Consider the following 7089-nt stretch of genomic DNA (forward strand, 5'->3'; position numbering starts at 1 on the left):
TTCAAGCATACCATGCAGGAGAATTTAAAGAGGTTTCTCTAGAAGATACAAAAGGAAAATGGGCGGTATTCTTTTTCTACCCAGCTGATTTTTCATTTGTTTGTCCGACAGAACTAGTAGATGTTCAGGATCATTACGAAACATTTAAAGAGATGAATTGTGAAATCTATTCAGTATCAACAGATACACACTATGCCCATAAAGCATGGGCAGATGCTACTGATACAATCGGAAGAATTGAATATCCAATGCTAGCTGATTCGAGTCAAACTCTTTCAAAGCAATTTGGTGTGTTAGTGGAAGATGAAGGTGTAGCACTTCGCGGAACGTTTATTGTAAACCCCGATGGTATTATTAAAGCTTATGAGATTAATGATATGGGTATAGGTCGTAATGCTGAAGAATTAGTTCGCAAAGTGCAAGCAGCACAATTTGTAGCAAAACATGGGGATAAAGTGTGTCCAGCAAAATGGACACCAGGTGAAGATACACTTGAGCCAAGTTTAGACCTTGTTGGGAAAATCTAATATCGTTTATATTTTCGATTGATACTTATTTTAACAATCAACTTTAGGAGGAATTATTATGTCAAATCAATTACACTCATTAATGAATACGCAACTAACAAACTGGACGGTGCTTTATACAAAGCTTCATAACTTCCATTGGTATGTAAAAGGGCCACATTTCTTTACACTACATGAAAAATTTGAAGAGTTTTACACAGAAACGGCTACTTATATTGATGATATTGCGGAACGTTTATTAACAATTGGTGGACAACCAGTAGGAACGTTGAAAGAAACATTAGAAATAGCAACAATTCAAGAAGCTAATGGCTCAGAAAAAGCAGATGAAATGGTTAAAATTATTCTTGAAGATTTTCAAATCATCGCTAAAGACATTGAAACTTTGTTAGAAGTAACTGAAGAAGCACAAGATGAAGAAACAGGTGATTTATTCTTAGGAATTAAAGCTACTTTAGAGAAAAATATATGGATGCTTCAAGCGTATTTGGGATAAAATACTTTAGTATTTCTTTGAAGAGCTACTTACTTGAATAGCTGTAATTTAGTATGAAAATGAACTATGCTCAAATCTTTGGTCAAAATTCAAGAACCCTAATATTAATAATAAAAACTGGTTAGTATTTTACTTGCCAGTTTTTTTAAAGTTAAAACTATGGGAGAAATAGCAGAAGATCAAGGCTGTCATTTGATAGCTTTTTTTTATGGTCACAAACATGAGCAGGTTGGTGGAAGAAAGGTCAAATTTATTTTAAGTTTATTTTTGGGAGGAGATAGCAATGAGGGCACCTTATCAAGTTTTAGTATTTCCTTATATAATCACTGACAATTCTATTGAATATGCAATTTTTAAGAGGAGTGATTATGAATATTGGCAGGGATTAGCTGGTGGTGGAGAAGAGGGTGAGACTCCTATTGAATCAGCTAAACGAGAAGCATTTGAAGAGGCAGGTATTACAAGAGATTATCCATATATTGAATTAGATTCTATGTCATCACTACCAGTAGAAGATGTAGTTGGGAACTTCCTTTGGGGAGAAGACATTTATGTATTAAAAGAATTTTCTTTTGGGGTTAAAGTTCATACAAAAGATATATCATTATCAAAAGAGCACCTTAACTACAAATGGTTATGTTTTGAAGAGGCAGTAATGCTTTTGAAATGGGATAGCAATAAAACGGCATTATGGGAATTGAATAAAAGGTTATTAAATCGTAGTAATACCAAGTAAAAATTTGTTTGGGAATATTAACTAATTTACTGTTACCTAAGATTCATTTTCTATTAAAATATTACAATAGTATTACAAATATGATATTATTGTTACGAATAGAAAACAGGATATGGTGAAGATCAAATGAAAAAAACAACCTCAATAATGTTATTAGCTATATTATTTTCAAGTCTCTTTTTATTCAATGAAAAAGCAGAAGCAAGCTCATTCAGCGACATCAATAGTCATTGGGCTGAAAAGGAAATGGAGTACATATTTCAGAAAGGAATCATCAAAGGGTATTCAGATGGTACATTTAAACCTAACGAAACAATTACTCGTGCTCAAGCAGCCATTATGATTGGTCGTGCTATGGGAATAAATGGTGATAAGTCTGTTAATACAAGATTCCCAGACGTAGATGCAAGTGTCACAGGTTCAGGATACATTTATGAATTAGAAAAGATTGATGTTATTACGGGATATGGAGACGGAACTTATAGACCATATGAACATGTAAATAGAGGGGATGCGATCATTCATTTAATGAGATCAAGCATCGCTCCTTCACATCCTACTAAACCATATCCAAAAAATCCATTCAAAGATGTATCATCAAAACAGATGTCAGGAGATTTCGTTATCACAGCTTATCATCATGGAATCGTAAGTGGCTATGCAGATCAAACATTTCGCCCATATCAGCTGATTACTCGTGCTGAATTTTCTGTCTTTATGGCACGTTCTCTTCAAAGTACATAGCAAACCTAAAGCACTAGATTTTTGTCTAGTGCTTTTTTATCGCCTCAGCTAAATGGAGCTATTGACGGCTGAACGTAGTTTTCATTATGTGAACCATTAAATTTTGTGAATAAATGTACTTAAACAATAGGGGGGAATAGTATATTAAAGGGCTGTGATCGCAGCTCTTTTTCTTATGGAACAAATGGCGCAGATTTGTTTAGTAAATTATGTATAATTGAATCATTGGGAGGGGAATTGTTATGTTAAAAGTAAAACCTTTGGAAAATAGAGATTATGAATTGATTAAAGAAGCAGAAAAGGTAATTGAAAAAAATTATAGATATGGACGTCATCATATCGGATCAGCTATTAGAACAACATCAGGAAACATATTTTCAGCAGTACACGTTGAAGCGAATGTTGGTAGAATAACGGTATGTGGTGAAGCAATGGCTATTGGAAAGTCAATATCAGAGGGAGAACATGAATTTGAAACGATTGTAGCTGTCGCTCATCCTCATCCACACGAAGATATAGAGAAATGTTGGGTTGTAGCTCCTTGTGGAATGTGTCGTGAGTTAATAAGTGATTATGGAAAAGATACTGATGTAATTATTTCTTACAATGGTGAGTTAGTAAAATGCAATGTGATGGAACTATTACCAGAAAAATACACAAGTGATATAGAATGATTAATGTTTAGTCAAAGACTAGTGAATAGTATATGAATAAATGTACATAAAGTAGAGGTGCAATAGCAGAAGATCAAGGCTGTCATTTGATAGTCTTTTTCTTATGTTGTAAACGGTGCAGAATAGTACAATGAAAATTGGATAAATTTTTTTATATATAATTTATTATTCTTAGAATATTATTATTTTTAAGTAAAGAAATAACTAAGGAAAAAGAGTCATTGAACTTGAATTTACATAATGTTATTGGGGGCACATTAATGTTTACGGTTAAAAATGCTGAAAGTTATCTTAAACAATCGATTGGTGAGAATACTAATGATATAAAAGAGGTTTGGGAAGCATTTAAGTCTTTCTGTAGAATGACTGTTGAAAAAGAGGAGGATCGAGAAATTTTATTTCAATGTGGAGTTTATGATTTTACTGGAGAAGAATTATTTCATTTTGATTTTGTACGTCAGTTTACTATTTATGATGGAGAAGAGTATTCGCATATGGAACAACTTCACTGTGAATATTTATTTAAACCAACAGATGAGTTAAGGAAGTTTGAGATAAATGAATGGTCAATGGATTATGTTCATATTGATGACTTTTTCAATCATATAGAAAACCTTCAGGAGTTTAAAATTCCTTTGAATTTACAGCCAACAAAAGTAGAAATATATCAAGAAGGAGTTTAAATCTGGTTCAATAACAGAGGCACTGCCTGTCATTTTTGAGACAGTAAGAAAACACCTTATTATGCAGCCAGTTGATTGTATTGTACCGGCGACTGGTTGTTTAGTTTCGTTTGAATGCGGATATTGTTAAATAAAATGTATTCTTCGACGATTTGGATCACATGTGCATTCGTAGTGCGATAGATTCCGTCGAGATAGAACGTTTCGATTGGGGAGTTACCAGCTGGTGTGCCTTTGCGGGACATGCTCATGGTAATTCCTTTTTCTTTGACAGCTTGTTGATACGTATATGATGTGTAGACCGAACCTTGACCACCATGCAATATACAACCTTCTGCTAACTCAGGTAGCTGATTAAATGTATCTAACACAAATGCCGTATCTTGTGTAAAACCAATCGTTTGTGCAATAATCTCACCGTTAAAAACATCTAGAATACTTGAAAGATACATTATAGATTGACCAAAAGGCAAGTACGTAATATCTGTTACTAGTCTTTCAAGTGGCTTCGTCGCTTTAAAATCACGACACTGCCATCCAACCTTTTGCATCACTCGTTGAACAGTTTTTCTACTTATTTTTGATAAGAGGTCAACAATTTTTCGATAGCCATATATAAATTTGTGTTTTTTGCAAAAATCTCCAATTTGTTGGTCTCGTATCTCCTTTAGTGTTTGCTTATGACCATTCACTTTAATCTCATTTCAATAGCCTTCATTTTCACTTCTACTGGATAACTAACTCTCGTTCCCATAGAAAAAACAGCTCCACATTGATCTTTCAGGTATTCAATACCCGTTTTTCAACGAAAGGTGTTTTATTTGTCTTATTTTTTTAGGTCAGTACCAGAAGATTAGGGCTGTCAACTGACGGTCTTTTCTTTTGCAGCTAACGGTGCAGTATAGCTCAATAAGGAATTAATAGAAAAATAATCAAATTATTGTTAATATTAAGAGAAAAAATATTTTTATATAAAAGAAAATCGAAAGAGATGTGGGATTATGTTAGTACATAAGGTGGATGATGAAGTTTCTTTGAGATTGTTTAATAAAGATGACGCAGAAGAGTTCTATGATTTAACGATTGATTCAAAATCCTATTTAAAAGAGTGGCTTGGTTGGCTTGATTATACAAAGAGTGTAGAAGATACTACACAAAATATTCAATCAAGATGTAAAGAGCTTATTGATAATGGGGGATATCCACAATCGTTTGCAATTATATATAATGGAAGAATTGCTGGTACAATCGGATTTAATGAAATATATAAGGCTAACAAAATTGGTGTTGTGGGTTATTGGTTAGGTGAAAAATTTCAAGGTAAAGGAATAATGTCTAAAGCATTCAAAACATTAATTAATTACGGATTTAATGACCTTAAGCTAAATCGAATTGAAGTTAGAGTCGCAGTTGAAAATAAAAAGAGTAGAGCGCTTCCTGAAAGGTTCGGTTTTAAGGAAGAAGGACAAATAAGACAAGCAGAGTGGTTATATGACCATTATGTAGACCACGTTGTTTATGGACTTCTGGCTAATGAATGGAAATAAGTCATTCAAATGTTTAACAAGCTTATAATACGAACAGATGCTTTACTTCTAAACCAAGGGCTGTGAGAACATCATGTATTTTTAGATTTAGTGAAGAGCCCATTGTAAGGGTTCTTTTTTTACTATAAAGGAAAAATATCATAAATTGATGTATCGAATTATGATATAAATCTAGACATGTGTATCACATCATGATATATTGTTTTTAGATTGATATATCATTTTATGATATATCTTAAAAAGATATAGAAGGTGATTGGTTGAGTAAAACTGAGCAATTAACAGATTCAATGTTTTATATTATGGCTGCTTTAACTAAACCAAGGCATGGTTACGCTATTATGAACTTAATTGAAGAAACAACAAAAGGGGCAATTACTATAGGTCCTGCTTCAATGTACACGATTATTAAAAAGTTATTAAAACAAGAGTGGATTTATTTGCATGATGGGTCGGATTCAAGACGTAAAACATATCTGCTAACTGAGAAGGGCAGAGAAATATTAGAAGAAGATATGAAGCTAAGGAAACTGATGATTCAATTAGCGGAAACTGGATTGAAGGAGGTTGAAGAATGAGACAAACAAAGTATATTACGTCAGGTGGGTTAGCTTTTTCTGAGGATAAGGACATGGAAAAGTTGCGCCGATTTTCTTTGAAGGGTTGGCATGTCAGTGATTTTAAGTTTATGGGGTATACGCTTGAAAAAGGGGAATGCTCAGATTATATCTATAGTGTAGATTATCGTTCATTAAAAGAGGATGAAGAAGAGGAATACTTTGACTTTTTCTCATCTTCTGGATGGTCGTATATTGCCTCAGAAGGAAATATTCATTTGTTTCGAGCACATCCTGGTACAAAACCGATTTATAGTGACCGTGAAACAACGATTGAAAAGTATGAGAATTTAAATAGTTCCATGAAATGTCTAGCAATTCCGTTAGTTTTAATAACAGTACTCGTATGGGTTGGAGCAATGATAAGCTCTGGTACCTTAAAGTCATTACTTCATGTAATAGCTGTTATTTTCAGTGTAATTGCCATCCCAACAACTTGGACTGTAATCGCAACATACAATAACAAATGGAAGGTAAAAGGAAAAAAAGGATTAGTTAATCTATTGAAAACTATACCATTCCTTCTCTTCTTAATTGCTGTTATTATTTTGTTATTTGTCGATAGTAGTGCAGTTCACATCATAGCGTCTATGGTAATTGGAGCGATCGCACTTCCAACTGTTATTTGGGTCATCATGTCTCTTTATCATAAAGTGGAGGGGAAGAGAGCTTAGTATAGGAGTCGAATAATAAAGTTTTTAGACATTGTTATTGAGCTAAAAGGTGCATTAGTAGAAAATTGAGGCTGTCATTTAGGCAGCTTTTTTTATGTATCAAACGGTGCAGGTTAGTTCAAGAAGAAATTGGTTTATTATGGTGTGAATTTCAGTTGATTGTTTCAATACTCAATGTTTGGATGGTAATTAATGGATCGGATTTTACCTCAAATTGGAATTGGTCTCCAAGTAGTTTTCTTTGGAACTTTATTGCCAAAAATAAATAATAAGATAGCCGCCACATTATTATTGCACTTATTATTTTAGGTTTTATAATATTCGGATATTTTTTGGTGAAGCAGGCTATCCACCACTAATTATGCAATAAGAATTGCACTCTGTATTATAT

Annotated in this window: 9 protein-coding genes and 1 pseudogene; 9 read left to right on the forward strand and 1 reads right to left on the reverse strand. The window is 33.2% G+C overall.

Going from position 1 to position 7089, the window contains the following annotated elements; translation table 11 throughout:
- The 6 genes from ahpC to V7014_RS16100 all read left to right on the forward strand — a co-directional run.
- Window positions 1-527: alkyl hydroperoxide reductase subunit C (gene ahpC, locus V7014_RS16075; protein ID WP_335508448.1), on the forward strand; the 527-nt coding region annotated here is incomplete at its 5' end.
- A gap of 58 nt (window positions 528-585) precedes the next feature.
- A complete protein-coding gene (locus V7014_RS16080) occupies window positions 586-1023 on the forward strand; it encodes a Dps family protein (protein ID WP_335508449.1) in 438 nt (145 codons plus the stop codon).
- Between the two features lie 283 nt (window positions 1024-1306).
- Window positions 1307-1759: an NUDIX hydrolase gene (locus tag V7014_RS16085; RefSeq protein ID WP_335508450.1), complete on the forward strand. Its 453-nt coding sequence runs from the start codon at window positions 1307-1309 to the stop codon at window positions 1757-1759.
- A 126-nt stretch (window positions 1760-1885) separates the two neighbouring features.
- Entirely contained in the window at window positions 1886-2503 is a 618-nt protein-coding gene (locus V7014_RS16090) for an S-layer homology domain-containing protein (RefSeq protein ID WP_335508451.1), read from the forward strand.
- A gap of 242 nt (window positions 2504-2745) precedes the next feature.
- Window positions 2746-3177 (forward strand): cytidine deaminase, encoded by a 432-nt coding sequence (locus V7014_RS16095; protein ID WP_335508452.1) that lies wholly within the window; start codon window positions 2746-2748, stop codon window positions 3175-3177.
- Window positions 3178-3437: 260 nt separating this feature from the next.
- Complete coding sequence (locus V7014_RS16100; RefSeq protein WP_335508453.1) at window positions 3438-3860, forward strand: hypothetical protein; 423 nt, start codon at window positions 3438-3440, stop codon at window positions 3858-3860.
- Window positions 3861-3919: 59 nt separating this feature from the next.
- Here V7014_RS16100 and V7014_RS16105 read toward each other — a convergent pair.
- Window positions 3920-4555 (reverse strand): annotated as a pseudogene (locus tag V7014_RS16105) (DDE-type integrase/transposase/recombinase); the annotation flags it as partial.
- A gap of 306 nt (window positions 4556-4861) precedes the next feature.
- On the opposite strand from V7014_RS16105, the gene V7014_RS16110 reads away from it, so the two are divergent.
- The 3 genes from V7014_RS16110 (at window position 4862) to V7014_RS16120 (ending at window position 6698) form a co-directional block, all read left to right on the forward strand.
- The gene (locus tag V7014_RS16110) at window positions 4862-5407 is read left to right on the forward strand and encodes a GNAT family N-acetyltransferase (protein ID WP_335508454.1); all 546 of its coding nucleotides are present in this window, start codon (window positions 4862-4864) and stop codon (window positions 5405-5407) included.
- Between the two features lie 260 nt (window positions 5408-5667).
- Window positions 5668-5985 (forward strand): PadR family transcriptional regulator, encoded by a 318-nt coding sequence (locus V7014_RS16115; protein WP_335508455.1) that lies wholly within the window; start codon window positions 5668-5670, stop codon window positions 5983-5985.
- Entirely contained in the window at window positions 5982-6698 is a 717-nt protein-coding gene (locus tag V7014_RS16120; protein WP_335508456.1) for a DUF2812 domain-containing protein, read from the forward strand. Before V7014_RS16115 ends, V7014_RS16120 begins: the two co-directional genes overlap by 4 nt.
- The last annotated feature ends 391 nt before the right edge of the window (window positions 6699-7089 follow it).

It is taken from the genome of Bacillus sp. JJ722 (assembly GCF_036963345.1).
Classification (GTDB): Bacteria; Bacillota; Bacilli; order Bacillales; family DSM-1321; genus Bacillus_AD.